This is a genomic window from Actinomadura opuntiae (genome assembly GCF_030283205.1).
Classification (GTDB): Bacteria; Actinomycetota; Actinomycetes; order Streptosporangiales; family Streptosporangiaceae; genus Spirillospora.
Genome location: NZ_JASNWF010000025.1, coordinates 1 through 25093 on the forward strand (window position 1 = coordinate 1; position 25093 = coordinate 25093).

Annotated in this window: 27 protein-coding genes and 6 tRNA genes; 13 read left to right on the forward strand and 20 right to left on the reverse strand. The window is 73.4% G+C overall.

The window, feature by feature from the left end; genetic code table 11:
• Positions 1–135: 135 nt before the first annotated feature.
• The 3 genes from QP089_RS39985 to QP089_RS39995 are packed head-to-tail and all read right to left on the reverse strand — an operon-like array spanning position 136 to position 2739.
• Positions 136–780, reverse strand: coding sequence for a response regulator (locus QP089_RS39985; RefSeq protein ID WP_285919316.1), 645 nt, complete (start codon positions 778–780; stop codon positions 136–138).
• Positions 771–2030: a sensor histidine kinase gene (locus QP089_RS39990; protein ID WP_353070674.1), complete on the reverse strand. Its 1260-nt coding sequence runs from the start codon at positions 2028–2030 to the stop codon at positions 771–773. Before QP089_RS39990 ends, QP089_RS39985 begins: the two co-directional genes overlap by 10 nt.
• Positions 2014–2739: a DedA family protein gene (locus tag QP089_RS39995; protein ID WP_285919318.1), complete on the reverse strand. Its 726-nt coding sequence runs from the start codon at positions 2737–2739 to the stop codon at positions 2014–2016. Before QP089_RS39995 ends, QP089_RS39990 begins: the two co-directional genes overlap by 17 nt.
• 225 nt (positions 2740–2964) lie before the next feature.
• Here QP089_RS39995 and QP089_RS40000 point away from each other — a divergent pair, with 225 nt between their 5' ends.
• The 3 genes from QP089_RS40000 to QP089_RS40010 all read left to right on the forward strand — a co-directional run bounded on the left by QP089_RS40000 (position 2965) and on the right by QP089_RS40010 (position 4918).
• Positions 2965–3780, forward strand: a complete 816-nt coding sequence (locus tag QP089_RS40000) for an SAM-dependent methyltransferase (protein ID WP_285919319.1) — start codon at positions 2965–2967, stop codon at positions 3778–3780.
• A 292-nt stretch (positions 3781–4072) separates the two neighbouring features.
• On the forward strand, positions 4073–4570 hold the full coding sequence (locus tag QP089_RS40005; protein WP_285919321.1) for a hypothetical protein: 498 nt from the start codon (positions 4073–4075) through the stop codon (positions 4568–4570).
• Positions 4571–4708: 138 nt separating this feature from the next.
• Positions 4709–4918, forward strand: coding sequence for a DUF5999 family protein (locus QP089_RS40010; protein WP_190858671.1), 210 nt, complete (start codon positions 4709–4711; stop codon positions 4916–4918).
• Positions 4919–5005: 87 nt separating this feature from the next.
• On the opposite strand, the gene QP089_RS40015 is transcribed toward QP089_RS40010, so the two are convergent.
• Positions 5006–7162: a molybdopterin-containing oxidoreductase family protein gene (locus QP089_RS40015; protein ID WP_285919324.1), complete on the reverse strand. Its 2157-nt coding sequence runs from the start codon at positions 7160–7162 to the stop codon at positions 5006–5008.
• Positions 7163–7181: 19 nt separating this feature from the next.
• On the reverse strand, positions 7182–7835 hold the full coding sequence (locus tag QP089_RS40020; RefSeq protein WP_285919326.1) for a YdcF family protein: 654 nt from the start codon (positions 7833–7835) through the stop codon (positions 7182–7184).
• A gap of 123 nt (positions 7836–7958) precedes the next feature.
• Here QP089_RS40020 and QP089_RS40025 point away from each other — a divergent pair, with 123 nt between their 5' ends.
• The gene (locus tag QP089_RS40025; protein WP_285919327.1) at positions 7959–8294 is read left to right on the forward strand and encodes a hypothetical protein; all 336 of its coding nucleotides are present in this window, start codon (positions 7959–7961) and stop codon (positions 8292–8294) included.
• 76 nt (positions 8295–8370) lie between these two features.
• Here QP089_RS40025 and QP089_RS40030 read toward each other — a convergent pair whose 3' ends face one another.
• Entirely contained in the window at positions 8371–8613 is a 243-nt protein-coding gene (locus QP089_RS40030; RefSeq protein ID WP_285919329.1) for a putative antibiotic biosynthesis monooxygenase, read from the reverse strand.
• Between the two features lie 104 nt (positions 8614–8717).
• Between QP089_RS40030 and QP089_RS40035 the strand changes: the two genes are divergently transcribed.
• Complete coding sequence (locus tag QP089_RS40035; protein ID WP_285919330.1) at positions 8718–9278, forward strand: TetR/AcrR family transcriptional regulator; 561 nt, start codon at positions 8718–8720, stop codon at positions 9276–9278.
• Here the strand turns inward: QP089_RS40035 and QP089_RS40040 are convergent.
• Complete coding sequence (locus QP089_RS40040) at positions 9275–10225, reverse strand: ribose-phosphate diphosphokinase (RefSeq protein ID WP_285919332.1); 951 nt, start codon at positions 10223–10225, stop codon at positions 9275–9277. The genes QP089_RS40035 and QP089_RS40040 overlap by 4 nt on opposite strands.
• Before the next feature lie 98 nt (positions 10226–10323).
• Positions 10324–10725, reverse strand: a complete 402-nt coding sequence (locus QP089_RS40045; RefSeq protein WP_285919334.1) for a nuclear transport factor 2 family protein — start codon at positions 10723–10725, stop codon at positions 10324–10326.
• A gap of 176 nt (positions 10726–10901) precedes the next feature.
• On the opposite strand from QP089_RS40045, the gene QP089_RS40050 reads away from it, so the two are divergent.
• The gene (locus QP089_RS40050) at positions 10902–11792 is read left to right on the forward strand and encodes a helix-turn-helix domain-containing protein (RefSeq protein WP_285919336.1); all 891 of its coding nucleotides are present in this window, start codon (positions 10902–10904) and stop codon (positions 11790–11792) included.
• Between the two features lie 83 nt (positions 11793–11875).
• Positions 11876–12700, forward strand: coding sequence for a hypothetical protein (locus QP089_RS40055; RefSeq protein ID WP_285919338.1), 825 nt, complete (start codon positions 11876–11878; stop codon positions 12698–12700).
• Between the two features lie 10 nt (positions 12701–12710).
• On the opposite strand, the gene QP089_RS40060 is transcribed toward QP089_RS40055, so the two are convergent.
• The 3 genes from QP089_RS40060 to QP089_RS40070 all read right to left on the reverse strand — a co-directional run bounded on the left by QP089_RS40060 (position 12711) and on the right by QP089_RS40070 (position 15856).
• The gene (locus QP089_RS40060; protein WP_285919340.1) at positions 12711–13514 is read right to left on the reverse strand and encodes an SAM-dependent methyltransferase; all 804 of its coding nucleotides are present in this window, start codon (positions 13512–13514) and stop codon (positions 12711–12713) included.
• Positions 13515–13658: 144 nt separating this feature from the next.
• On the reverse strand, positions 13659–14825 hold the full coding sequence (locus tag QP089_RS40065; protein ID WP_285919342.1) for an acyl-CoA dehydrogenase family protein: 1167 nt from the start codon (positions 14823–14825) through the stop codon (positions 13659–13661).
• Between the two features lie 155 nt (positions 14826–14980).
• The gene (locus QP089_RS40070) at positions 14981–15856 is read right to left on the reverse strand and encodes a LysR family transcriptional regulator (RefSeq protein ID WP_285919344.1); all 876 of its coding nucleotides are present in this window, start codon (positions 15854–15856) and stop codon (positions 14981–14983) included.
• Positions 15857–15931: 75 nt separating this feature from the next.
• Here QP089_RS40070 and kdgD point away from each other — a divergent pair, with 75 nt between their 5' ends.
• Both kdgD and QP089_RS40080 read left to right on the forward strand, forming a co-directional pair.
• On the forward strand, positions 15932–16846 hold the full coding sequence (gene kdgD / locus QP089_RS40075; protein WP_285919346.1) for a 5-dehydro-4-deoxyglucarate dehydratase: 915 nt from the start codon (positions 15932–15934) through the stop codon (positions 16844–16846).
• A 1-nt stretch (position 16847) separates the two neighbouring features.
• Complete coding sequence (locus QP089_RS40080) at positions 16848–17996, forward strand: L-talarate/galactarate dehydratase (RefSeq protein ID WP_285919348.1); 1149 nt, start codon at positions 16848–16850, stop codon at positions 17994–17996.
• Between the two features lie 10 nt (positions 17997–18006).
• Here QP089_RS40080 and QP089_RS40085 read toward each other — a convergent pair.
• The 8 genes from QP089_RS40085 to QP089_RS40120 form a co-directional block, all read right to left on the reverse strand.
• Positions 18007–18078: transfer RNA gene (locus QP089_RS40085), tRNA-Val, on the reverse strand.
• A 33-nt stretch (positions 18079–18111) separates the two neighbouring features.
• Positions 18112–18186, reverse strand: a tRNA-Ile gene (locus QP089_RS40090).
• Between the two features lie 29 nt (positions 18187–18215).
• Positions 18216–18287 (reverse strand) — tRNA-Gln (locus QP089_RS40095).
• 25 nt (positions 18288–18312) lie between these two features.
• Positions 18313–18385, reverse strand: a tRNA-Lys gene (locus tag QP089_RS40100).
• Positions 18386–18500: 115 nt separating this feature from the next.
• Positions 18501–18573 (reverse strand) — tRNA-Pro (locus QP089_RS40105).
• A 35-nt stretch (positions 18574–18608) separates the two neighbouring features.
• A tRNA-Ala gene (locus QP089_RS40110) sits at positions 18609–18681 on the reverse strand.
• A gap of 377 nt (positions 18682–19058) precedes the next feature.
• Complete coding sequence (locus QP089_RS40115) at positions 19059–19202, reverse strand: LPFR motif small protein (protein WP_285919350.1); 144 nt, start codon at positions 19200–19202, stop codon at positions 19059–19061.
• A gap of 54 nt (positions 19203–19256) precedes the next feature.
• Positions 19257–20063 carry a putative protein N(5)-glutamine methyltransferase gene (locus QP089_RS40120; protein WP_285919352.1) on the reverse strand — a complete coding sequence of 269 codons (807 nt, stop codon included), beginning with the start codon at positions 20061–20063 and terminating at the stop codon, positions 19257–19259.
• A gap of 222 nt (positions 20064–20285) precedes the next feature.
• On the opposite strand from QP089_RS40120, the gene QP089_RS40125 reads away from it, so the two are divergent.
• The 4 genes from QP089_RS40125 (at position 20286) to QP089_RS40140 (ending at position 23654) form a co-directional block, all read left to right on the forward strand.
• On the forward strand, positions 20286–20996 hold the full coding sequence (locus QP089_RS40125; RefSeq protein WP_285919354.1) for a 2OG-Fe(II) oxygenase: 711 nt from the start codon (positions 20286–20288) through the stop codon (positions 20994–20996).
• An 82-nt stretch (positions 20997–21078) separates the two neighbouring features.
• Positions 21079–21903, forward strand: coding sequence for a pentapeptide repeat-containing protein (locus tag QP089_RS40130; protein WP_285919355.1), 825 nt, complete (start codon positions 21079–21081; stop codon positions 21901–21903).
• 72 nt (positions 21904–21975) lie between these two features.
• Positions 21976–22533 carry a hypothetical protein gene (locus QP089_RS40135; protein WP_285919357.1) on the forward strand — a complete coding sequence of 186 codons (558 nt, stop codon included), beginning with the start codon at positions 21976–21978 and terminating at the stop codon, positions 22531–22533.
• Entirely contained in the window at positions 22530–23654 is a 1125-nt protein-coding gene (locus QP089_RS40140; protein ID WP_285919359.1) for a PrsW family glutamic-type intramembrane protease, read from the forward strand. Before QP089_RS40135 ends, QP089_RS40140 begins: the two co-directional genes overlap by 4 nt.
• 12 nt (positions 23655–23666) lie before the next feature.
• On the opposite strand, the gene QP089_RS40145 is transcribed toward QP089_RS40140, so the two are convergent.
• The gene (locus tag QP089_RS40145) at positions 23667–25043 is read right to left on the reverse strand and encodes an MFS transporter (RefSeq protein WP_285919361.1); all 1377 of its coding nucleotides are present in this window, start codon (positions 25041–25043) and stop codon (positions 23667–23669) included.
• Between the last annotated feature and the right edge of the window lie 50 nt (positions 25044–25093).

Consider the following 25093-nt stretch of genomic DNA (forward strand, 5'->3'; position numbering starts at 1 on the left):
CTGTTGTCGCTGGCCCGTCGCCGCGTCAACGTGCTGTGGGCCATGATCCGCAACGGTGAGTGCTACCACCACTCACCGCCCGTCACGGTCGCGGCTTGACAACCTCATTGGGAAGTCTCCTCTCGTCACCGGCTCTCAGGAGCCGAGGTAGCGCAGCACCGCCAGCACGCGGCGGCTGTACCCGGCCGCGTGCGACAGGTCCAGCTTGTCGAAGATCGCGTTGACGTGCTTCTCCACCGCGCTCTGCGAGACGTGCAGGTGCGCGGCGATCGAGGCGTTCGTGTGCCCCTGCGCCATGTGGTCGAGGACGTCGCGCTCGCGCGGGGTCAGCCGCGACAGCGGGTCGGTGTGCGTGCTGTGCGCCAGCAGCCGCCGCACCACCTCGGGGTCGAACGCGGCGCCGCCCGCGCCGACCCGGTCCAGCGCGTCGAGGAACTCCTCGACCTGCGCGACCCGGTCCTTCAGCAGGTAGCCGACGCCGGCGGTGTCCGCGGTGATCAGCTCGGTGGCGTAGCGCTTCTCCACGTACTGCGACAGGACGAGCACGCCGACGCCCGGCCAGCGCCGCCGGACCTCCAGCGCGGCGCGCAGGCCCTCGTCGGTGTGCGTCGGCGGCATCCGGACGTCCACCACGACCACCTCGGGCGGGCTCGCGGCGACCGCCGCGATCAGCGCGTCGCCGTCGCCGACCGCCGCCGCGACCTCGTGGCCCTCCTCGGCGAGCAGCCGCACCAGGCCCTCGCGCAGCAGCGTGGAGTCCTCGGCCAGCATCACCCGCACGGCAGCTCCGCGGTGATCACGGTGGGGCCGCCGGGCGGGCTGTGCACGGCGAACGTCCCGTCCAGCGCGGCGACCCGCCGGGCCAGCCCGGCCAGCCCGCCGCCGGACGGGTCGGCCCCGCCGGTCCCGTCGTCCTCGATCCGCACGCCGATCATTGTCCCGGATCCGGCGACCTCGACGCGCACCCGTCCGGCGCCGGAGTGCTTGGCGGCGTTGGTGACGGCCTCGCAGACCACGAAGTACGCGGCGGTCTCGACCGCGTGCGGGGGACGGCCCGGCACGTCGTACCCGATCGTCACCGGCACGGCCGACCGCTCGGCGACCGACTCCAGCGCGACCCGCAGCCCCTCCCCGTCGAGCGCCGCCGGGTAGACGCGCCAGGTGACCTCGCGCAGGTCCTCCAGGGCGCGCTGCGATTCCTCGTGCGCCTGTTTCAGCAGGTCGGCGGCCCGCTCGTGGTCGCCGGCACGGCGGGCGCGGCCGATCAGCATGCCGAGCGCGACCAGCCGCTGCTGGACGCCGTCGTGCAGGTCGCGCTCGATGCGGCGGCGCTCGTCGTCCACCGCGTCCACGACCTGCGCGCGGGTCACCGACAGCTGGGCGATCCTGCGCTCGTACTCGGCGAGCGGGCTCGGGCCGAGGCACCGCCGCGCGACCGCCCGCTCCAGCGCCGCCACCCCGAACAGCCCCTGGACGGCCAGGAACAGCAGCACCAGCCCGGCGATGCCGATGTACAGGACGATCCACCAGGTCGGCGGGATGCCGTCCGGGTAGCGGCCGGTGATCCACCAGCCCACCGCCAGCTCGGCGCCCGTCACGGCGCCGATGCCGATCAGCCCGAGGATGATCCCGCCGAGCAGCCCGACCGGCACCCGCAGGACCAGGTAGGCCAGCGCCCGCAGCGGCCCGTACTCGGCCGCCCCCGACTCCCCCAGGAACGCCAGCCGGCGGCGCTCCAGCTCGGTGAGGCGGCGCGCGCCGTCGGCGACGATCCCCGGTACCGCGCGCTGCCCGCGCGAGAACGCCAGCGCGTAGGCCATCAGCAGCGCCGCCGCCGCGAGCAGCACGATCTCCACGACGGCGGTGAACGCGCCGAGCAGCAGCCCGGCGGCGGCCCGGACCAGCGCCCCGCCCACCGCGCGGGGACCCTGGCGCGGGATGCGCGGGCCCTGGCGCGGGACGCGCGGGCCCTGGCGCGCGGCGCGCGGGCCCCGGTGCGGGGCGTCCGGGCCGTCAGAGGGTTCGGTCACGTTCGAATTCTCTTGCCTGCGGGTTTCCATACGCCTGGTGCCCGCGGTGCCGTCCGCCGCGGGCCTTCACGATACGCAGGGCGACGAAGGCCAGCACCGCGACGGCCACCAGCGCGACCACCGCCTTGGAGTAGACGCCGACGTAGTCCTGGACGGCCGTCCAGTTGTCGCCGAGCCAGTACCCGGCCAGCACGAACACCGTGTTCCACAGCAGGCTGCCGAGCGTGGTGTAGAGCAGGAACGTCGCCATCCGCATGCCCTCGAGCCCGGCCGGGACGGAGATCAGGCTGCGGAAGATCGGGATCATCCTGCCGAAGAACACCGCCTTGCCGCCGTGCCGCGCGAACCACGCCTCCGTGCGGTCCAGGTCGGCGAGCTTGACCAGCGGGAGCCGGGCGACCAGCGCGCGGATCCGGTCCCGGCCGATCAGCGCGCCGACGCCGTAGAGGACCAGCGCGCCCACCACCGACCCGGCGGTCGTCCACAGCAGCGCGGCGAGCAGGCTCATCCGGCCCTGCGCGGCGGTGAACCCGGCCAGCGGGAGGATCACCTCGCTCGGCAGCGGCGGGAACAGGTTCTCCAGCGCGATCGCCACCCCGGCGCCGGGCGCGCCGAGCTGCTCCATCAGGTGCGTGGCCCACCCGGTGATCCCGCCGGACGGCTCGCTCCCGGCCGCCGCGGACGCCATCGTGTACGTCGTCTCGATCATGCCTTCGACGCTAGGAACCGGGCGCTCCCGCCACCATGGAGCGCACCGCCGACCCGTCCGGCCGCCCGCCCCAGCCGCCGCCCTGCGGAAAACCGCACCCCGCGCCGGAACGGGTCCGGCAAAGCCGCGAAAACCCCGCCGGGGACGGCGGATCGGCCTACCCTTGGGCCAACTCGTCCCCGCCCCGCACGCGCCCAGCGGGGGACAACAGAAGGAGCCGCACGCGTGGCCGACGAACTCCCGGAGGACGCCCCTCCCGGCATCGACACCTCCACGCCGACGTTCGCACGGGTGTACGACTACTTCCTCGGCGGCAAGGACAACTTCGCCGCCGACCGCGAGGTCGCCGACATGGTGATGCAGCTCGTCCCCGAGGCGCCGGTGGTGGCGCAGGGCAACCGCGTCGCGATCGAGCGCGCGGTCACGTACCTGGCGGGCGACCTCGGCATCGACCAGTTCGTCGACATCGGCTCCGGGCTGCCCACCGCGTCCAACGTGCACCAGTTCGCCCGGGCGGCCAACCCGGACGCGCGCGTGGTGTACGTCGACAACGACCCGATCGTGCTGGCGCACGGGCGGGCGCTGCTGACCGAGCAGGGCGTCGCCACGTTCATCCAGGGCGACCTGTACGAGCCGGAGAAGATCTTCACCGATCCGGCGCTGACCGGGCTGATCGACCTGCGCCGCCCGGTCGGGCTGATCCTCGCGGCGATCATCCACCACGTGCCGGACGAGCGGGACCCCGCCGCCGTGGTCCGGTCCCTGCACCCGTTCCTGCCGGCCGGCAGCCACGTCATGCTGACGCACCTGCACGACTCGGGCGACGACCCCCGGGTCGAGGAGGCCAAGCGGATCCTGCAGTCGGGGCTGGGCGGCTCCCACTTCCGGCCCGCCGCGCAGGTCGCCGGGTTCATGGACGGGCTGACGATCCTCGAGCCGGGCGTGGCGCCCGTGACGGAGTGGCGTCCGAACGGGCCGAAGGGCCCGCTGGAGCATCCGCTGCACACCCAGATCGTGGCGGTCATGGGGCGCAAGGACTGACCGCCGGGCCGCGGGGGCGGGGAGCCGCCAGGGCCGGATTCAGCGGAGAGTGAAACCCCGTGCGGGGCCGCCCGGGGCTCGGCGACGCTCGTACGCCCCCGATTGCGCAGGCCGTGCGGGTTCTGGACGGCCGCCGGACCGGGTTTCGGTCACCGGGCCGGCCATGATCGAGGCGAAGATTCTTTTCTGATCGACTTTTCCGTTAAGAGCCTTTCTTGTACCGTTCGCAGGGTTTTGTGAAGTGAATTCATGATCGGACTTTCCCGCCACAAGATCGTGTAAGGACGCCGCGATGCCCCTGGCGACTGGCCTGGCAGCGGCCGCGCTCCTCGGCCTGCTGACCCTGCTGGCCTCCGCGCGGCGCGCCGGGCGCCGACACCGCCCGCGCGACGAGCACCCCGAGTCGCTGACGGCCGTGCTCGCCCCGGGCGAGGAGGAGTACCTGGCGTGGCTGGCCGACCACCACTGGCCGGGCGACGAGTACCTCGACCTGGAGCACGAGTGGCGGAGCGAGCTGGGCCTCCCCGAGCCGGCCGAGCACTACGAGGCGCCGCTGTGCCCCCGGTGCGACCGGCGCTGCGAGGACGTCTGGCCGTGCCCCGCCTGCGGCCGCCTGCTGCACTCCTCGTGCGGGCACGGGATGCGGCGCCGGTGGGTCGACCGCCCGTACCGGGCGCACGGGATGAACTCCGAGGCCGTCATCGCCGAGTGGATCTGCACCGGCTGCCTGTCGGTCGTCGGCCTGGACGTCGACCACGGCGACGAGCCGGACGAGGGGCTTCTGCGCTGAACGTCCCGCCTTGCCCCGAGTTGTCCGCCCGCACACGCGACGAACAGTAAAGAATCCCCCATCCACTTGCATATTTCGGACGAACGGCGGCAGGCTTCCACTATGTCCTTAATCACAGGGACGTCCGTGGAGGAACCCGTGACCGATCAACGCGCACCGTCCTGCCCGCACCAGCCGCCGTGCCCGCGACCCGACGCGCTGGACCGCGAGGCCGCCCGCACCGTCGCCGCCCACCCCGAGCAGGGCTGGAGCCTGCTCTGCAACGGCATCGTCGTCTTCGAGGACACCGGCGAACTGCTGCCCGACGGGCGCGTCATCGCCCCGCACCGTCCCACCACCGCCGCCTAGAGGCGCCGCGGCCCGCGGGTCCCCGCGTTCCTCCCGCCCGCGAGGCCGCCATCGCTTCCGCCGCGCCGCCCGCCCGGTCGCGGGCGGTCAGGCCGGCTCGATCCGGATCGGGACGCCGTTGAGCCACGCCATCCCGGCCAGCCGCTCCAGGTCCGCCGGATCGGGCGAGGCGAGCAGGTTGACGTTCGCGCCGCCCGCCGCGTTGGCCGTCCGCCAGCCGCCCCGGTGCCCCCAGCCGTGCGGGACCGCGACGGTGCCCTCCGTCATCTCGTCGGTGACCAGCGCCGCCAGCTCGACGGACCCGTGCGGCGAGGTGATCCGGCACGGCTCCCCGTCCTTGATCCCGTGCGCGGCGGCGTCCTGCGGGTTGATCCGGGCCGCGTGGACGCGTCCCCCGCGCATGAGCGCGGGCGCGTTGTGCATCCAGGAGTTGTGCGAGCGCATCTCGCGCAGGCCGATCAGCCGGAGCGGGAAGCCGTCCGGCGGCTCCGGCTCCGCGGCCAGCCGCCGCACCTCGGCGGCGATCTCGGGCGGGGCGAGATGCACCCGCTTGTCCTTGTGCAGGATGCGGCGGCGCAGCGTCCCCGTCCGATGGTGATCGGCGAGGACGATGCCGTGCGGCTCTTTCCGCAGCCGCTTCAGGCTGAGGCCGCCGCGTCCGGTGAGGATCCGGCGCAGCCCGTACCAGTCCCCCGCCGGGCCGGTGCGCAGCAGGCCGTCCACCAGCGACCGCGGCGACGGCCGGACGCCCAGCCGGTGCGCGAGCCGCTGCGGGCCGAACGCGCCGACGCCCAGCCCCATCCGGCGGGCCAGCGCCTCGATGATCTCCCATTCCTGGCGGGCCTCGCCGCGCGGCGCGACGACCGGCTCCGTCCAGGTCACGTAGGGCGTGAGGTGGTTCTGCAGGAACGGCAGCGGGAAGTCCTCGCGCTCCAGGAACGTGGTCGCGGGCAGCACGTAGTCGGCCTTGCGGCCGGTGTCGGTGACGTAGAGGTCGATGGTGACGAGCAGGTCCAGCTCGTCGAGGGCCTTGTCGAGCGCCGCGCTGCCCGGGACGCTCAGCACCGGGTTGCCTCCGGAGACCAGCAGCGCCCGCAGCCGTCCCGGTCCCGGCGTGGTGATCTCCTCGGCCATCACCCCGGCGGGGAACGTGCCGAGGATGTCGGGATATCCGCCGACACGCGACCGGGTCCTGGCGTAGCTGGCGAGGCCGGACAGCCGCAGCACCTCGTCCAGCCGGAACGGCGCGGCCCCGAAGACCGCGCCGCCCGGGCGGTCGAGGTTGCCGGTCACCTGTGTCACGGCGTCGATGAGGAACGCGGTCAGCGTGCCGTGCCGGCCGAGGCAGGTGCCCGTCCGGCCGTACACGACGGCGCGCTCGGCCCGCGCGAGATCGCGGGCCAGCTCCCGGGCGGCCGGTGCCGGGACGCCGCTGCGCGCCTCGACGTCCTCGGGCGCGAAGCCCTCCGCGAGCGCCCGCAACTCCTGGACGCCGGACGCCTGCCGCGCGCACGCCGCCCGGTCCTCCAGCCCCTCCTCGAAGATCACGTTGAGCAGGGACAGCAGGAGCGCGGCGTCGCCGTCCGGGCGGACGGGCAGGTGCTCGTAGGCGCGGGCGGTCTCGGTCCGGCGCGGGTCGGCGACCACGACCCGCCCGCCGCGCACCACGATCGCCGACAGGTCCTCGCGGATGCGCGGCGCGGTGATGAGGCTGCCGTGCGAGACCAGCGGGTTCGCGCCGAGCATCAGCAGCAGGTCGGTGCGCTTGAGGTCGGGGATCGGCACCAGCACCGGCGCGCCGTACAGCAGCGCGCTCGCCGCGAACCGGTTGTTGACGTCCTGCGACCCGGCCGAGTAGAGGTGCGGCGACTTCAGCGCCGCCATGAATCCGTTCAGCCACAGCGGATGGCTGTAGGAGAACGTCGCCGGGTTGCCGAAGTACCAGCCGATCGACGACCCGCCGTGCTCCTTGCGGAGGGCGTTGAGGCGGGCGGCGATGTCGCCCAGCGCCTCGTCCCAGCCCACCCGCTCGAACTCGCCGTCCGGACGGCGCCGCAGCGGGTGCAGGACCCGGTCCGGGTCGTTCTGGACCTCGGTCATCGCGATGCCCTTGGGGCAGGCGAACCCCTTGGACAGCGGATGCTCCCGGTCGGGGCGGATCCGGACGACGCGCCCGTCCTCGACGGTGGCCTCCAGGCCGCACAGCGGTTCGCAGATCCGGCAGTAAGTGGTCACTGACGCCATGCGTCCGATTGTGCCACCCTCAGCGGATCACGTGCCGGTCGTATCCGAGCGCGACCAGTTCCTCGTACGCCGCCCAGGCCGCCGCCGGGACGGGCATCGGCACCTGGAACCCGCGCTCGGCGTAGACCTCCATCCGCTGCAGGTCCCCCACCATCAGTTCGATGAACCGGCGCTCGTCGTCCCCGTGCCCGTACGCCTCGTATCCGATGTCGGGGCAGGCGGCCGTCCAGTCCACTTCGGGCCACTGTTTGCGCGCCGTGGCGAGCGCCCGCCGCGTCATGTACGGCTTGGCGACCAAAATCCCGCTCCGCAGATCGAGGCGTCCGTCAAGCAGCCGTCTGGTCGCGGTGATGTTCTCCCCCGTGTTCGCGGCGGTCTCCTCCAGCAGCAGAGCCTCCTCCGGGACCCCGTGCCCGCGCGCCACACGCGCGAAGACCTGGGCCTCCGTCTCCTCCCACGCCGAAGTGATCTTGCCGCGCCCGCCCGAGACGACCACCACCGGAGCCCAACCCGCGTGCCAAAGCCTCGCCGCGTGCGCCGCCACCCGCGTGTCGTGGCACCCCAGCGCGAGGATCGCGTCAGCCTTGGAGAGGGGGCCGGCGAGCACCAGGTGGTCCCAGACGACGCGGGCCAGCGCGCGGGCCCGCGCGCCGACCGCTCCGTGAGACTCCACCGCGCCATTGTCTCCGGCGGCCCGCATGTCGGCTCCCATCCGATAGGTCACCCAGGTAGCGTTCAACTGTTTTGCTACTTACGCAAGAATCATGTGGAACTCGACGCGAAAGGACGGGGTGGTGTGGTGATCACGGTCCTGGTCCTGGTGGCGATGGCCGCCCTGTTCGGCCTGTGCCTGCCCAGCCTGCTCCGTCCCATGGCGTCCCCGGACGAGCCGCCCGCCGCCGACGAGGCCCCCGCGCAAGCGCCGGGCGCCGCGCCCGGACCTGCCCTGGCGGCGCCCGGCGCGGACCCCGGCGACGTCCATCCCGAGTCGATGACGGCCGAACTCGACCCCGGCGACGAGGAGTACCTCGCCTTCCTCGCCAACGAGCTCTGGCCCGAGGACGAGTACCTCGAATCAGAACACACGACCGACGGCGAAGAGGAGTCAGGCGGCAGCGACATGCTCCTCTGACCGCCATCCGCCCCTGCGCGAGCCGGAAGGCTTAGGCGGGGCGGGGGTGGCGGCGCGGGAGGTGGGGTGGCGTGGGTCAGTCGTTGGGGAGGCAGGGGGCCGGGCGGGTGGGGTTCAGGCGCATCAGGGCCGGGACCAGGACGTACACCACGGCCGGGACGACGATCGCGGTCAGGGCGAGGGTGCGGAGCGGGGCGGGCAGGGACGCGGTCGCCGGGGCGATGGCGGGCTGCACGACGGTGATCGCCGCGTAGACGGCGATCCAGGTGATCAGGGCCCGGCGGTGGACGGACGGCGCGGGCGCCGGAGCATGCGTCATGGAGGGCTCCAAATGAAACGGAACGGAACGTAACGAAGTTAGTATCGGCAGAGCCCGGCACGACTGTCAATACGTTACGTAACGTTTCGAGGTAGCCTGTGCGCATGCCACAGACACCCAGCCGCGCCGAGCGCTCGCGGGCGGCCATCCTGAGCGCGGCGTTCGAGCTGTACAAGGAGCAGCCGTACGGCCGGCTCACGATCGAGGGCATCGCGGCCCGCGCCGGGGTCGGGAAGCCGACGATCTACCGGCGCTGGAGTTCCAAGGGCGCGGTCGTGCTGGAGGCGCTCATGGAGCACGTCCCGCCGACCGCGTTCCCCGACAGCGGCGACCTGGTCCGCGACCTGCGGAGCTGGCTGCACGGGATCGCGGACCTGCTGGGCGACCCGGAGCGGGGGCCGCTGTTCGCCGGGCTCGTCGGCGCGGCCCAGCACGATCCCGAGCTGGCGGAGGCGTGGCGGGAGCGGCTGTACCGGCCGATCCGCGCGGCGGGCGCCGGCCGGCTGCGGGCCGCGCGGGACGAGGGAGGGCTGCCGCCCGTCGACACCGACGTCCTGCTCGACCTGCTGACCGGCCCGATCTGGTTCCGGCTGCTCGTCGCGGGCGAGACGCCGACCCCCGAGTACGCCGACGCCGTCCTCGACGCCGTGCTGCGCGCGCCCTAAGAGTGCGGGTTCTCGAACAGGGCGCTGACGGACTCGCCGTTGTGGATGCGGCGGACCGCCTCGGCCAGCGCCGGCGCGATCGACAGGACCTTCAGCTTCTCGCCGCGCTCGCCGTCCGGGACGGGGACGGTGTTGGTGCAGACGATCTCCAGCACGTCCGGCTCGGCGGACAGCCGCTTCAGCGCGCCGGACGCGAACAGCCCGTGCGTGCAGGCGATCCGGATCGTGCGGGCGCCGAGTTCGCGGAGCCGGTCCAGCAGCTCCAGCACGGTGCTGCCCTTGGCGATCTCGTCGTCCAGCACGATCACGTCCCGGCCGGCGATCTCGCCGATGACCGAGCTGATCTGCACCCGGTCGTCGGAGAAGCGCTGCTTGGCGCCGGCCGCGACCCGCACGCCGAGCAGGCGGGCGAAGGCGGCGGCCTCCTTGGCGTTGCCGAGGTCGGGCGAGACGACGGTGGTGCGCGACAGGTCGTACCGCCGGAAGTGCTCGGCCAGCTCGCGCAGCGCGTGCAGGTGGTCGACCGGCACGGAGAAGAAGCCGTGCACCTGCGGCGAGTGAAGCGTCATCGCCAGCACGCGGCTCGCGCCGGACGCCACGAGCAGGTCGGCCACCAGCCGGCCCCCGATCGAGATGCGCGGCGCGTCCTTCTTGTCGGAGCGGGCGTAGGAGTAGTGCGGCATCACTACGGTGATGCGGCTGGCGGACGCGCCGCGCGCCGCGTCGCACATCAGCAGCAGCTCGACCAGGTGCTCCTGGACGGGCGCCACGAGCGGCTGGATCAGGAACACGTCCCGCTCGCGGCAGTTGGCCTGCAACTGGACCTCGAGGCAGTCGTTGGCGAACCGGGACACCCGGACCGGGCTCAGCGGCACTCCGAGATGGGCGCAGACCTCGGCCGCCAGCTCCGGGTGCGCGCTCCCGCTGAACACGGCGATCTCTCGCACGAACCGCTCCTCACATGCTCGACTGCGGCGGCCTCGCACATGCTATTCGGCGCGGTCCGGCCTCCACCGGCGCCCTGCCTTCGCGGTGACCGGCGCGGTCAGGGCGTCAGGGGCTCGCGGCGCGGGCGGATCGTGCGGTGGCGGATCAGCCACCGGTCGCCGTCGCGCACCAGCGTGTCCTCGTAGGTGGCGCTGGCGCAGCCGCGGTCCGCCAGCACGGCGATGGCCTTGGAGACGGCGTGCGCGCGGTCCCCGTCCGCGCCGGTGACGACGACGTTGGTGACGTGGTGGGCCAGCGGGTTGCGGTCGCCGAGGTCCAGGGCGGCCTGTTTCAGTGCGGCGCGGCCCTCGATCAGGCCGCCGCCGAGCGCGGTCACGTCGTAGACGACGTCCTCGGTGAACAGCTCCGTCATGCGGTCGAGCTCGCCGGCGTCGGCGTAGTGGCCGTGCAGCGAGATCACGTCGGTGATCGCCAGCCGGTCCTCGGTGGTGAGGGGCATCCGGTGTCCTTTCGGGACGATAAACGGGGAGTTCCCCGTTTAACGGCGAGCGTAGCGGGCGCGTTCCGGCGCGGCAATGCCCGCCCGCCGCCTCGCGAACCGCGGGACGCGCCGTGCCACGCTGGGCTAGCGTTGATCGGGGAACGCCCCGATGGTCGTCCGCGCAGAGGCAGAGCATGAACACAGTCGCCGCCGAACAGGCCGAAGGCGGTTTCCACGAGGAGTGGGAGACCGGTCCCACGGTGGCCCGGATGGTGCTCGGCGCCCAGCTCCGGCGGCTGCGCGAGGCCAACGGGCACAGCCTGGAGGAGGCCGAGACCGTGCTCGGCCGGCCCCGCGAGCAGATCGCCCGGATCGAGCTCGGACGCGCCGACCTGCGGCTGCGCGACGTCGCCGGCGTGTGCACCGCCTACGGCGTCACCGACCGCGCCGAGGTCGCGACGCTGCTCGGCCTGGCCCGGCAGGCGAACGCGCCCCGCTGGTGGTCGGCGTACCAGGACGTGGTCCCGCCCTGGTACGAGCCGTACCTGGAGCTGGAGCAGTCGGTCAGCGTCATCCGCGCGTACGAAGCCCAGGTCGTCCCGGACCTGCTGCAGACCGAGGCGTACACGCGCGCGCTGCTGGAGGAACGCCGGCCGGCCGAGGAGGCGGAGCGGCTCGCCGCGCTGCGCGCCCTCCGGCGGCGCATCCTGCACAGGGAGCCGCCCGTGCGGTTCTGGGCGGTGATCGAGGAGGCCGCGCTGCTGCGCGGGTTCGGCGGGCGGGCCGTCACCTTCGCCCAGTTCGAGCACCTGCTGGACGTCTGCGACCTGCCGCACGTGACCTTGCAGGTGCTGCCGCTGGCGTCCGCCGGGGCGCCGCCGGTGACCGGCGGTTCGTTCACGCTGCTGCGGCCGCCGCAGGCCGAGTTGCCCGACGTCGTGTACGTGGAGCGGCTGAACGGGGCGGTGTACCCGTCCGGTCCCGGCGCCGTGTCCTACTGGCACACCATGAACCGGCTGGTGCTGACCGCGGCGCAACCCGCGTCGACGCAATCGATCCTGTGGCGGATCCTGCGCGGACTGTGACCGCCATATCGCCCACGGCCGGGCCGTCCGGCTGGCAGCATGGGACGGACGGGTCAGCTCCACGCCGGCAAGGGCGACCAGACATGATCGACGACGCTTCGCGGCCCACCGGGCCGGAGGACTTCATCACCGCGCTCAACGCGCTCTACGACGCCTGCAACAGGCCGCCCTACCGCAAGCTCGCCGAGATCTCCGAGCACCTGGGCGAGCTGTACGGCCGGCGCGACCTGCCGTCGCTGTCGACGACCGGGATCTTCGACGTGCTCGCCGGGCGGCGCAAGCGGGCGCCCTCCTCGGCGTGGGTGGCCAGCTTCGTGCTCTGCTGCCAGCACCGGGCGTGGGAGACGGGGGTGCGCGGCGACGATCCGGGCATCGCGTCGCTGCCGGTGTGGCAGGCCCGGCTGCGCGCCGCCCGGACCCCCTCCCGGCCCGGCGAACCGGCGGGTCCGCCCGCCTCCGCGGCGCTCGCGCCGCCGGAGAGCGAACCGGTCCGGCCGGTGCGGCTGACGGAGTCGCAGAAGGCGACCGTGGCCGGGTACGGCGCGCACGGCCGCGCGCTGCTCGGCCGCGCGGCGGCCGGGGACGCCGACGCCCTCTACCGGGTCGCGGTGCTGCTCGGCACGGACCCGGCCCGCGGCGGCGAGACCGTCCCGCTGCTGATCGAGGCCGCGGCGGCCGGCCACCCGGACGCGCTGGACCTGCTGGACGCCTCGCCGGACGGCCTGGACGCCGCCCAGGCGGCCCGCCACGCCCACCGGCTCGGCGACCGCGCGGGCCAAGGCGGCACCGCCGCGGCGCGGGAGACCGCGCTCGTCTACTACAAGGCCGCCGTGCAGGGCGGCCGGCTCGACGCCGCCTTCGCGATCACCGAGATCCTCCAGCACGCGGACGAGCCGCCCCGCGGCTAGCCGCCGGCGGCTAAGGCTTGCGGCCCACGCCGCCGTAGGCGTCCACGGGTTCGGGGTCGGTGCCGACGCTGACCTCGGGCCGCCACTCGTTCACCGGCACCACGCCGGGTTCCAGCAGTTCCAGGCCGTCGAAGAAGCGCCGGATCCCCTCGGGGCTGCGCAGCACGAGACCGGCGTTGCCGGAGGCGTTCCAGACGTCGACGATCCGGTCGGACGCCTCGCCGTGGACGACGTTCGTCCCGTCGTACATCGCGAAGTGGCTGCCGGACGGCACCGCGTCCAGCAGCCGCCGGACGATCGAGTACGCCTCCTCGTCGTCGGTGACGAACTCCAGGATCCCCATCAGGGTGAGCGCGATCGGCTCGTCGAAGTCGAGGGTCTCGGCGGCCTTGGCGAGGATGCGGTCCGGGTCGCGCAGGTCGGCGTCGATGTAGGCGGTGACGCCCTCGGGGGTGCTGGTCAGCAGCGCCTGCGCGTGCGCGAGCACCAGCGGGTCGTTGTCCACGTAGACGATCTTCGCCTCGGGCGCCGCGCGCTGCGCGACCTCGTGGGTGTTGTCGACCGTCGGCAGGCCCGTCCCGATGTCGATGAACTGGCGGATTCCCGCCTCGGCGGCCAGGTGCCAGACGACCCGGTTGAGGAACAGCCGGGACGCGCGGGCGAGCCGCGCCACGTCCGGGAGCATCGCGAGGATCTGGTCGCCGACCTCGCGGTCGACGGGATAGTTGTCCTTGCCGCCCAGCCAGTAGTTCCAGATGCGCGCCACGTGCGAGACGCTCGTGTCGATCTCGGGCGCGGGTTCGTGTTCGCTCATGGCACTCCCTTGTCCGCGATGGACGGCCGGCACCACCCATCCTGGCGGCACTTCCCCGGTCGCGGCAGGCCTTTCGCCGTCACCCCGCCGTATCGGCGATGTTCCCTGGGGAGCGGCCGCCAGTCACCGGCGCGGCGCGGGGAGCTACTTGAGGAGTTGGCGGGCGATGACCATGCGCTGGATCTGGTTGGTGCCCTCGTAGATCTGGGTGATCTTGGCGTCGCGCATCATCCGCTCCACCGGGAACTCCCGCGTGTACCCATACCCGCCCAACAACTGCACCGCGTCGGTGGTGACGTCCATCGCCACATCCGAAGCCAGCGCCTTGCACGCCGACGACACCAACGTCAGGTCCGCGATCTTCTCGCCGTGCATCGCCCGCTCGGACTTGATCGCCGCGTGGTAGGTCAACTGCCGGGCGCCCTCCAACCGCATCGCCATGTCGGCCAGCATGAACTGCACACCCTGGAAATCAGCGATCGGCTTGCCGAACTGCCGGCGCTCCTTGACATAGCCGAGAGCGAAGTCCAACGCGCCCTGGGCGATGCCCAGCGCCTGGGCGGCGATGGTGATCCGGGTGTGGTCCAGGGTGGCCAGCGCGGTCTTGAAACCGGTGCCCTCGGCACCGATCATCCGGTCGGCCGGGATCCGCACATCCTCCAAGATCACCTGCCGGGTCGGCGACCCCTTGATCCCCAGCTTGCGCTCCTTGGCCCCGAACGACACCCCCGCATCGGCCTTGTCCACCACGAACGCCGAGATCCCCCGCGCCCCGGCCGCCGGGTCGGTGACGGCCATCACGGTGTAGTACTGCGACACGCCCGCGTTGGTGATCCACATCTTGGCGCCGTTGAGCACCCAGTGCTCGCCGTCGCGCACCGCGCGGGTCTTCATCCCGGCCGCGTCCGAGCCCGCGTCGGCCTCGGACAGGGCGTAGGAGAACATCGCCTCACCGCGCGCCACCGGCGCCAGATACCTCTTCTTCAACTCCTCCGAGCCCGCCAAAAGCACCGGGACCGTGCCCAGCTTGTTCACCGCCGGGATCAACGACGAGGACGCGCACGCCCGCGCGACCTCCTCGATCACGATCACCGTCGCCAACGCGTCCGCGCCCGCACCCCCATAGGACTCCGGCACATGCACCGCATGCAGGTCATTGGCCACCAGCGCGTCCAGGGCCTCCTGCGGGAAACGCGAGTCCTCGTCCACCTCCGCCGCGAACGGCGCGATCTTGGCATCCGCCAACTCACGCACCGTCGCCCGCAGCAACTCGTGCTCCTCCGACGGCGCGTACGCGGGAAAGTCGCTCATCGTTCCCTACCTTTTTGGCTCACGGGTGGGCGGCGGCCGTTACTTTGACGGCAAATATTTGGACGCCAAAGTAAGCGAGCCGGGCGGGACCGGTCAAGACGGCGGCGCACCGGCGGGAGGTGGTCATCGCCACAGTTCCGCCCGGACGCCGGCCGTCAGATGTGCTCCAGCAGTTTCGCCAGGGCCGGGTTGTCGTTGCCGTGCCGCCAGGTCAGGCTCAGCTCCACCGGGGCCGGGTCGGGCAGCTCCAGCGGACGGAACGTCAGGCCCGCGTACCGCAGCCGCGCCGCCGCCTCGGGGACGAGCGCGAGGCCCCACCCGCCGTCCACCAGCGCGAGGATGCTGTGCACCTGGCTGAGGTACTGCACGTACACGGGAGAGACGCCCGCCCACCGGAACAGCCCGACCAGCAGCTCGTGGAAGTAGCGCGCCTCGACCGGCGAGTACATGATGAGCGGCTGCCCGTTGAAGGCGTCCAGGCGCAGCGGGCCGTCGGCGGCGGCGAGCGGATGCCCGTTCGGCACGGCGGCCAGCAGCGCCTCGCGGTCGGCGGCCCGCTCCTCCAGTTCCGGCGCGGTGACGGGCGGTCGGACCAGCCCCAGGTCGAGCGCGCCCTCGGTGAGGGCCCGCAGCTGGTCGCGGGTCACCATCTCGCGCAGCACGATCTCGACGTCCGGCAGCGCGGACCGCGCGGCGTCCAGCAGCCGGCCGAGCGCGGCGTAGGCGCTCGCCGCGGTGAACCCGACCGCGATCCGGCCGGCCTCCCCCGCCGACACCCGCCGCGCCGACAGCGCCGCGTGGTCGGCCTGGTGCAGCAGCCGGCGCGCCTCGACCAGGAACGCGCGGCCGGCGGGCGTCAGCCGGACCGAGCGGTTCGTCCGGTCGAGCAGCCGGACCTTCAGCTCGCTCTCCAGCAGCTGGATCTGCCGGCTGAGCGGCGGCTGGGTCATCCGCAGCCGCTCGGCGGCACGGCCGAAGTGCAGTTCCTCGGCGACGGCGACGAAGCTCGCGAGCTGGGTGAGGGTGAACAAACGATTCCCTGCGGGTATCAGTGGATCCGATATTCGTGTTGGACCTGGATCAATCGGCCATCCTAGCCTCGGGTCATGAGCCAGCACGCGCCCGACGAGACCGCCCGGCTGCTCGGCTCCGGGCTCCTGTCGTTCCCCGTCACCCACTTCCGCGACGACCTGTCCTTCGACGAGGGCGCCTACCGCGCCAACATCGCCCGGCTCGGGCACGAGGGCGTCGCCGGGCTGTTCGCGGCGGGCGGCACCGGGGAGTTCTTCTCGCTCACCCCCGCCGAGGTCGGGCGGGTCGTCCGGGCCGCCGCCGCGGAGACGCCGGACGGCGTCCCGCTGATCGCCCCCGCCGGGTACGGCACCGCCACCGCGGTCGAGATGGCCCGCGACGCCGAGGCGGCGGGCGCCGACGGCATCCTGCTGTTCCCGCCCTACCTCACCGAGGCGCCGCAGGACGGGCTCGTCGCGCACGTCCGCGCGGTGTGCGAGGCCACCCGGCTCGGCGTGACGATCTACAGCCGCTCCAACGCCGTCTACCAGGACGACGCCGTCGCGCGGCTCGCCGAGGCGTGCCCCAACCTCGTCGGGTTCAAGGACGGCGTCGGCGACCTGGAGCTGATGACGCGGATCCGGTCGCGGCTCGGCGACCGCCTGGTCTACATCGGCGGGCTGCCGACCGCCGAGACGTTCGCGCTGCCCTACCTGGAGATGGGCGTGACGACCTACTCCTCGGCGATCTTCAACTTCGTGCCGGACTTCGCGCTCGGGTTCTACCGGGCCGTCCGCGCGCGCGACCGGGACGAGGTGCGGCGCCGGCTGGCGGAGTTCGTGCTGCCGTACTGCGAGATCCGCAACCGCTCCAAGGGGTACGCGGTCAGCATCGTCAAGGCGGGGATGCGTGCCGCCGGACGTCCCGCCGGGCCCGTCCGGCCGCCGCTGACCGACCTGACCGACGCCGAGTTCGCCGAGCTCGCCGCGCTGGTGGAGAAGGTGCTCTGAGGTGACCGGCGCCGGGGAGGCGACTCTGGACCGCGTCGCGTGGATCGAGCTGTCGTCGGTCACGCTGCCGCTCACCGTCCCGGTCAGCGACGCGAAGGTGCTGACCGGGCGGCAGCGCCCGATGACCGAGGTCGTGTTCCTGTTCGCCGAGATCGGCACCGAGGACGGGCACGAGGGCGTCGGGTTCGGCTACTCCAAGCGGGCCGGCGGGCCGGGCCAGTTCGCGCACGCGGCCGAGATCGCGCCCGCGCTGATCGGCGAGGATCCCAGCGACATCGGACGAATCTGGACGAAGCTGGCATGGGCGGGCGCGTCGGTGGGGCGCGGCGGGCTCGCCGTCCAGGCGATCGCCGCGATCGACATCGCGCTGTGGGACCTGAAGGCCAAGCGCGCGGGGCTGCCGCTGGCCAAGCTGCTCGGCGCGCACCGCGACTCCGTCCGCTGCTACAACACCTCCGGCGGGTTCCTGCACGCGCCGCTGGAGGAGGTCCTCGACAACGCCTCGGCGGCGCTGGCGTCCGGGATCGGCGGCATCAAGATCAAGGTGGGGCATCCCGACCGCGCGGAGGACCTGCGCCGGGTCACCGCCGTCCGCGAGCATCTCGGCGACGCGGTGCCGCTGATGGTGGACGCGAACCAGCAGTGGGACCGGACGTCCGCGCTGCGGATGGGCCGCGCGCTGGAGGAGTTCGGCCTCACCTGGATCGAGGAGCCGGTGGACGCCCACGACGCCGAGGGCCACGCCGCCCTCGCCCGCGCGCTGGACACCCCGGTCGCGACCGGCGAGATGCTGACCAGCGTCGCCGAGCACTGCGCGCTGATCGACGCGGGCGCGGCCGACGTCATCCAGCCGGACGCGCCGCGCATCGGCGGCATCACCGAGTTCCTGAAGCTCGCCGTCCTGGCGGACCACCGGAACCTGCAGCTCGCGCCGCACTTCGCGATGGAGATCCACCTGCATCTCGCGGCGGCGTACCCGGCCGAGCCGTGGGTGGAGCACTTCGACTGGCTGGACCCGCTGTTCAACGAGCGGCTCGCGATCAGCGACGGCAGGATGCACGTGCCCGCCCGTCCCGGCCTCGGCTTCACGCTGAGCGAGCAGGCCCGCGCCTGGACGACGCAGCGGACCCGCGTCGGCGCGCGGCCCTGACGCGTCACGGTTGACCGGGCGGGACTCGAACCCGCGACCCGCTGCTTGTAAGGCAGCCGCTCTTCCGCTGAGCTACCGGTCATCGCGCGGAAACGGCCGCACGCCGTTTCCGGAGTCCCCCGGGCTGGATTCGAACCAGCGGTCGCCCGCTTATCATACGGGTGCCCTCACCGGACTGGGCCACCGGGGATCGGGCCTTTCGCGGCAATGAAAGGCCGGCTGCTGGAGCAGGATTCGAACCTGCACTTTCGTGGTTCAGAGCCACGCGTCCTTCCGTTAGACCATCCAGCATCGCGGAAACCGCGTTCCCGCGCCGTGCCGCCCGGAGGATTCGAACCTCCATATCCGGGGTAAGAGCCCGGAGTCCTCCCTGATTGAACGAGAGCGGCCCATCATTTGATCAGTCCGCCGCGAATGGCGGTCGCGCGACGTGGCCATCCGAGGAGTCGAACCTCGTCCTCCCGGGCTTCAACCGGGCGCTCGTCCCCACGAGCTCGAAGGCCGTCGGGAAGCACGGACTCGAACCGCGTCTCTCCTGCTCCCAAGGCAGGCGGGGCACCACACCCCCCTCTTCCCGGTGGTCCGCGCGGGCGGGGACGCCCGGCGCGGCCGTGGATCGGACCGGACTCGAACCGGCAACCTCCCGCTTGCGGGGCGGGTGCTCTCCCAATTGAGCTACTGACCCATGATGCTGCTCTTCATCTGTCAATTCGCGCATGCGCGCAGCGTCGCAAGAACGTTCGGCGAATGGGCGGGCAATGCATGAAAAAGCCGCCGGGGGATCTCCCCTGGCGGCCTCCGCGGAGCCTGTTCCAGACCCTAGTCGGAGGCGTCCCGGGGGACGACGAAGACGTGCTGCGGTCGAGCGGCGAAGCGCTGCGCCTGCTTGGCAGGCTTGGCAGGCTTGGCGATGATGGCGGCCATCTCAGCGGCTCCCTTCCGGCTCGTCCGTTCGGTTCGTTACTCATATGGTGGAGGACGGTGCGCGCATGCGCAATACCTTTTTCCAGCAGATCGCCCCGGATTCCCAATGGGAACCCGGGGCGATCCTCGCTATGGGCGTCAGGCGGCCCCACGCCGGCGGGTGCGGGCCGGACGGCCGCCGCGCGAGGGGGTCAGCAGCCGGGCCACCACCCGGAACGGCAGGGTCACGATGTTCACGATGGTGCCGAAGATGGCGCTGAGCGCTGCGCTGATGCGCCGCATGGAAGTCACTCCTTCATGTCGTCCTTGCCCTTCTCCATACCCCCACGTGGCGTTCTACACAGGACGGACGCCGATGATCACTGTGGCGAAGAGCTCCTCGGAGCGCGCGACGGTCGCGGTGAGGCCGCCGCGGGCGACCGCGCCGGCGGCGTCGGCGACCTGGGCCTCGCTGGTCTCGAACAGCAGCCGGCCGCCGGGGGCCAGCCATCGCGGCGCCTCGGCCGTGACGCGCCGCAGCACGTCGAGGCCGTCCGCGCCGCCGTCCAGCGCGACGCGCGGCTCGTGCGCCCGCGCCTCGGCGGGCAGCAGGCCGACCTCGCCGGTCGGTACGTACGGGACGTTGGCCAGCAGCACGTCGACCCGTCCGCGCAGCTCGGCGGGCAGGGCGTCGAACAGGTCCCCCTCATGGACGTGCCCGCCGGCGGGCACGACGTTGCGGCGGGCGCACCGCACCGCGGCGGGTTCGACGTCGGCGGCGTGCAGCTCGAACGCGTCCAGGCCCGTGACGAGCGCGACGCCCAGCGCGCCGGAACCGCAGCACAGGTCGACGACGACCGGGCGGGGCGGCAGGAACCGGGCCGCCTGCTCGACGAGGAACTCGGTGCGGCGGCGCGGGACGAAGACGCCGGGGTCGACGGCGATCCGCAGCCCGCGGAAGGCGGCCCAGCCGAGGACGTGTTCGAGCGGGAGCCCGGCGGCCCGCCGTTCGACCATCGCGGTCGCCTCGTCGGGCGTCCGCGCGGTGGAGAGGATCAGTTCCGCCTCGTCCTCGGCGAAGACGCAGCCCGCGGCCCGGAGGGCGGGGACGACGGCGTCGAGGGGAAGCGGGAGGGGCGGAGAAGATGACGCGTGACCGGACATGGGCGCCTTTCGGTGTTCCGGTGGGCGCTCCCCGGCCGCCTATCGCCGGCCGGCGCGGTGCGCGCGAGGCGGGAGCACCCGGACTGAGCTGGCAGGAACGGGACTCACCTCCTCGGTCGGTCCGCTGCGGACGAGGCAACAGTACCGCAGGCGGTGCAACGTCCCCGGTCGCGCCGGTGTTCAACGGGAATGGCACGCAACGACCGGAAGGGGACCGCGCTCATGGGCGGCTACGCGGACAGGGTCGCGGAGGGCGACTGGGCGGCGATCGGCGGGGAGGTGGACGCCTACGGCTCCGCGCTCACGCCGCCGCTGCTGACGAAGGAGGAGTGCGCGGACATCGCCGATCTCTACGACGACGTCGGCCGGTTCCGCTCGACGATCGACATGGAGCGGTACCGGTTCGGAGCGGGCCAGTACCGGTACTTCGCCGAGCCGTTCCCGGCCCCCGTCCAGGAGCTGCGGGAGGCGCTGTATCCGCGGCTGCTGCCGATCGCCCGCGACTGGGCCGCCAGGCTGGGACGTCCGGCGCCCTGGCCGGACACGCTGCCCGAATGGCTCTCGATGTGCCATGACGCGGGCCAGACGAAGCCGACGCCGATCCTGCTGCGCTACGGCCGCGACGACTGGAACGCGCTGCACCGCGACCTGTACGGCGACCTGGTGTTCCCCCTCCAGGTCGTGATCGGCCTGGACGACCCGGGCGTCGACTACACCGGCGGCGAGTTCCTGATGGTGGAGCAGCGGGCGCGCGCACAGTCGCGGGGCACCGCGACGCTCCTCCCCCGCGGCCGCGGCCTGGTCTTCACCACGCGGGACCGTCCGGTGCGGACGCGGCGGGGCTGGTCGGCGTCGCCCGTCCGGCACGGCGTCAGCGTGGTGCGGTCGGGGCACCGCCGGACGCTCGGGCTGGTCTTCCACGACGCCGCCTGACGGCACACCCCCGCCTGACGGTGGTCACGGCACCCGCGTAGGGGCGCGACAATGGAGTGTTGACCAGGACGGGGGTGGGCGCGTGCCGGACAAGAGCAGGCTGAAGGCCGATTGCGGGGCCTGCTTCGGCCTGTGCTGCGTCGCGCTGCCGTTCGCGAAGTCGGCCGATTTCGCGGTCGACAAGGAGGCCGGGCGGCCCTGCCCCAACCTGCTGGCCGACTTCCGCTGCGGCATCCACACCGAGCTGCGGGAACGCGGTTTCCACGGCTGCACGGTGTTCGACTGCTTCGGCGCCGGCCAGAAGGTGTCGCAGGAGACCTTCGGCGGACGGGACTGGCGGCGCGCCCCCGGGCTCTCGGCCTCCATGTCCCGCGTGTTCCCGGTGATGCGGCAGTTGCACGAATTGCTCTGGTACCTGACGGAGGCGCTGGAGATGCCCGCCGCCGCTGCCGTCCATCCGGACATCCGCCGGGCTCTGGACGAGACGGAGGCGCTGACCCGCGGCGGCCCCGACGAGGTCGCCGCCGTGGACGTCCCGGCGGCGCGGGAGAAGGTGAACGTCCTGCTGCTGCGCGCCAGCGAACTGGTGCGCGGCACGATCCCGGGCCGCAAGAGGAACCACCGGGGCGCCGACCTCATCGGGGCGCGGCTGAAGGGTGCGGACCTGCGCGGGGCGAACCTGCGCGGCGCCTACCTGATCGGGGCGGACCTGCGGAAGGCCGACCTGCGGTCCGCCGACCTGATCGGAGCGGACCTGCGGGGCGCCGAACTGGCGGGCGCCGACCTGACCGGCGCGCTGTTCCTCACCCAGGCGCAGGCCGACGCGGCGCGGGGCGACGCCGCGACCCGGCTGCCGGCGGCGCTGGCCGCGCCCGCCCACTGGACATCACGCCAGACCGCCCCCTAACCCACCTGATCTTGTTTAGTCCCCCTTTCCGGGGGCATTTCCCCCGGTAGCGCAGGGCATCAGGGGGGCCACGTGGCGCGGGTGAGATGGTGGGGCACTGGGCTGGTCGTGCTGGTACTGCTCGTCCTCGGCGGCGGGCTTCCCCTGGTCGACAAGGCACTCGGCAGCGGCGGTTCCGCGCTGGCGGCGGGCACCGTCGTCGCGGTCGGCACCGAACGGGCCGGCGTCCGCCCGGTGACGTTCACGGTCCCGGCGGCCGGCTGGGCGCTGGAGGCGGCGGACTCCTCGCTGACCAGCAACGCCGAGCTGTCCAACGACGAGGTCGTGTTCAACCTGAACGCCGTCGTCCCGCTCGGGTCGCTGAACAACACGCGGCTGTGGAAGGGGCTCGGCCGGATCGCCTCGATGGGCGGCGCGCAGCTGTCCGGGAGCCCGCAGGCCGTCACCACCGGGCACGGCCTGGCCGGGCTGACCGGCGCGCTCGCCGGGCACGGCAAGGTCGGCACCGCGAGCGTGTTCGCCAAGGACGACCTCGGCGCGACGGTGACGGCGGCCGGCCCGCCGGACGCCTACCGCCGCCTCGCCGCCCAGGTGCGGGCGATGGTCGTCAGCGTCGAGATCTCGCCATGACGCGCCGTCCCGCGTTCTGGCTGTGGGCCGTGATGTGCCCGCTCGGCCTCTGGATCGCGCTGCGGGCGATGGAGCCGTCGATCGCGGAGTTCCCGGCGGCCGCGGTGGCCGGGTTCGCGCTGCTGGCGCCCGTGCTCGTCCTCGGGGTGTGGGGGGTGCGGCGGCTGCACCCGGTCCGCCCGCACCCGCTCGGGTACGCGATGATCGCGGTCGGGTGGGGCGGGCTGGCCGCGTTCGGGACGGCGCTGCCAGCCAACGCCGCGTTCCAGGCGATCATCGCCAAGACCGCGGGGGCGGAGTTCAACGCCCGCTGGGGCGCGGCGATCGCCGCGCCGGTCGACGAGGAGCTGCTGAAGCTGGCGGGCGTGGCGGTGCTGGCGCTGATCGTGCCGTGCGCGGTGCGCGGGCCGCTGGACGGCTGGGGCTACGGCGCGCTGGCCGGGCTGGGGTTCCAGATCACCGAGAACTTCCTGTACGTGCTCAACACGATCGTGCTGACCGGCGGGACGCAGGACGCCAACGCGGCGTTCTTCACCTTCGGCGGCCGGGTGATCGGCGGCGCCTGGTGGAGCCACTGGGCGATGACCGCGGTCGGCGGCGCCGGGCTCGGCTGCCTGCTCGGGCGGGCGTCGAAGTCGACGGCCGCCCTCGCGTTCGCCTCGCTGCTCCTCGCCATGGGCCTGCACGCGTGGTGGGACTCGCCGCTGCTGCCCGGGGCGGCGCTGCTGCCGCTGAAGGGCGCGCCGATCCTGCTGGCGGCGGTGATGGCGTACCGGCTGGCGCGGCGCCGCTACCTCGTCCGGTTCCGGCGGGCGGCGGCCGAGGAGACAGCGCGGGGCGTGCTGCTTCCGGGCGAGGACCGGGTGCTGGCCTTCCGCCGGTGGCGGCGCAAGGAGCGGTGGGACGTGCCGACCGGGGAGCCGCGGCGGCTGCTCTCCCGGCTGCGGGCGGCCGAGTTGGAGCTGATCGAGAACGGGTTCGGCGGGCTGGAGCCGGATCCGCGGGCCGCGGACCGGCTCCGCGCCGAGATCGCCGTCCTGCGCCGACGTCTCGCCACCGCGCGCGCCGGTCCCGTCCGGCCGGGGGCGGACGCGGACACCGCCCGCCCCGACACGGCCTGACCGAACCGGCCCTTACGACCGCCGCCTGAGCCGACCCGCGAGGGCGGCGGCGAACGCGGCGGCGCAGACCGCGGCGGCGACGAACAGCGCCCGGGCAGCCTCGCCGTTCTCGTGCCCGACGGCCGCGAACGCGCCCATGATCGCGACGCCGAGGGTGGCGCCGAGCTGCCGGACGGCGTTGAGCAGTCCCCCGGCGGCACCGGCGGTGCCCTCGGGCGCGGCGGTGACGACGAGGGTCGCCAGCGCCGGCAGCGCGAAGGACACGCCGAATCCGGTGCACAGCAGGCCCGCGACCAGCGCGGGATAGGACGCGCCCGCCGCCAGCACGATCCCGAACAGCACGCCGCCCGCGGTCAGCAGGGCGAGGCCGGCCAGCACGGGCGGGCGGGGCCCGGTCCGCGCCACGATCCGCCCGGTGAGCAGCGGGTTGAACGCGAACGGCAGGGTCATCGGCAGGAACGCCAGGCCGGTGCGGAACGCGGACATCCCGAGCGTCTCCCGGAAGACCAGCGGCAGCACGAACAGCACGCCCGTCATCACGAAGTTGACGGCCGCGCCCGCGATCAGCGAACCCGGCATTCCGGGCGCGCGCAGGATCGCCGGGACCAGCACGGGCGCCGAACTCCGCCGCTCCAGCACGCCGAACGCGATCGCGGCGGCGAGCGTCCCGGCCGCCGAGCAGCCCGCGTGCACGCGGGCGCCGGAGCCGAGCGCGATCAGCGCGTCGGTGAGCAGGCCGAGGGTGAGGCACGCGACGACCTGGGCTGGCCAGTCGATGGTGCGCTCGCCGCGCGGGCAGTGCACCCGGGGCCCGGCGACCAGGGCGAGGACGAGGACGGCGAGCGGCACGTTGATCAGGAAGATCGCCCGCCAGCCGGCCAGCCCCACCAGGGCGCCGCCCGCGATGGGCCCGGCGGCCAGCGCGGCGCCGCTGGTGGCCGCCCAGGCCGCCACCGCCTTCGCGCGCTCGGCCGGCACCGGGTAGAGCCGGCTGATCATCGCCATGGAGGCGGGCACGCACGCCGCGGCGGCGACGCCGAGCACCGCGCGCAGCGCCACGAGCGTCCACAGGTCGGGGGCTAGCGAGCTGAGCAGCGACGCGACGCCGAACGCGGCGATGCCCGCGCGGAACACGCGGTGCGCGCCGTACCGGTCGGCGACCGCGCCGGCCGACAGCAGCAGCGCGCCGAACACGACGGTGTAGCCGGTGACGGCCCATTGCAGGCCGGCGACCGTCCCGTGCAGCGAGCGGGCGAGGTCGGGCTCGGCCACCGACAGGACGGTGGTGTCGAGCAGCACCATGAAGTAGCCGAGGGATATGCCGAACAGGGCGGGGCGGCGCCGGGCGGTGCCGGAGGCCACCGCGTCCGGGGAGAGAACCGTACTCATGGCGCCCAGTCTTGGATTCGCGGCACCGGGGCTCCACCGGCCGGCCCGCA

Coding starts and splice junctions, on each gene's coding strand:
- QP089_RS39995 (WP_285919318.1), bottom strand. CDS start 2,739: ATGATCGAGACGACGTACACGATGGCGTCCGCGGCGGCCGGGAGCGAG.
- QP089_RS40005 (WP_285919321.1), top strand. CDS start 4,073: ATGCCCCTGGCGACTGGCCTGGCAGCGGCCGCGCTCCTCGGCCTGCTG.
- QP089_RS40015 (WP_285919324.1), bottom strand. CDS start 7,162: ATGGCGTCAGTGACCACTTACTGCCGGATCTGCGAACCGCTGTGCGGC.
- QP089_RS40030 (WP_285919329.1), bottom strand. CDS start 8,613: ATGACGCATGCTCCGGCGCCCGCGCCGTCCGTCCACCGCCGGGCCCTG.
- QP089_RS40035 (WP_285919330.1), top strand. CDS start 8,718: ATGCCACAGACACCCAGCCGCGCCGAGCGCTCGCGGGCGGCCATCCTG.
- QP089_RS40045 (WP_285919334.1), bottom strand. CDS start 10,725: ATGCCCCTCACCACCGAGGACCGGCTGGCGATCACCGACGTGATCTCG.
- QP089_RS40050 (WP_285919336.1), top strand. CDS start 10,902: ATGAACACAGTCGCCGCCGAACAGGCCGAAGGCGGTTTCCACGAGGAG.
- QP089_RS40055 (WP_285919338.1), top strand. CDS start 11,876: ATGATCGACGACGCTTCGCGGCCCACCGGGCCGGAGGACTTCATCACC.
- QP089_RS40060 (WP_285919340.1), bottom strand. CDS start 13,514: ATGAGCGAACACGAACCCGCGCCCGAGATCGACACGAGCGTCTCGCAC.
- QP089_RS40065 (WP_285919342.1), bottom strand. CDS start 14,825: ATGAGCGACTTTCCCGCGTACGCGCCGTCGGAGGAGCACGAGTTGCTG.
- kdgD (WP_285919346.1), top strand. CDS start 15,932: ATGAGCCAGCACGCGCCCGACGAGACCGCCCGGCTGCTCGGCTCCGGG.
- QP089_RS40115 (WP_285919350.1), bottom strand. CDS start 19,202: ATGCGGCGCATCAGCGCAGCGCTCAGCGCCATCTTCGGCACCATCGTG.
- QP089_RS40120 (WP_285919352.1), bottom strand. CDS start 20,063: ATGTCCGGTCACGCGTCATCTTCTCCGCCCCTCCCGCTTCCCCTCGAC.
- QP089_RS40125 (WP_285919354.1), top strand. CDS start 20,286: ATGGGCGGCTACGCGGACAGGGTCGCGGAGGGCGACTGGGCGGCGATC.
- QP089_RS40140 (WP_285919359.1), top strand. CDS start 22,530: ATGACGCGCCGTCCCGCGTTCTGGCTGTGGGCCGTGATGTGCCCGCTC.
- QP089_RS40145 (WP_285919361.1), bottom strand. CDS start 25,043: ATGAGTACGGTTCTCTCCCCGGACGCGGTGGCCTCCGGCACCGCCCGG.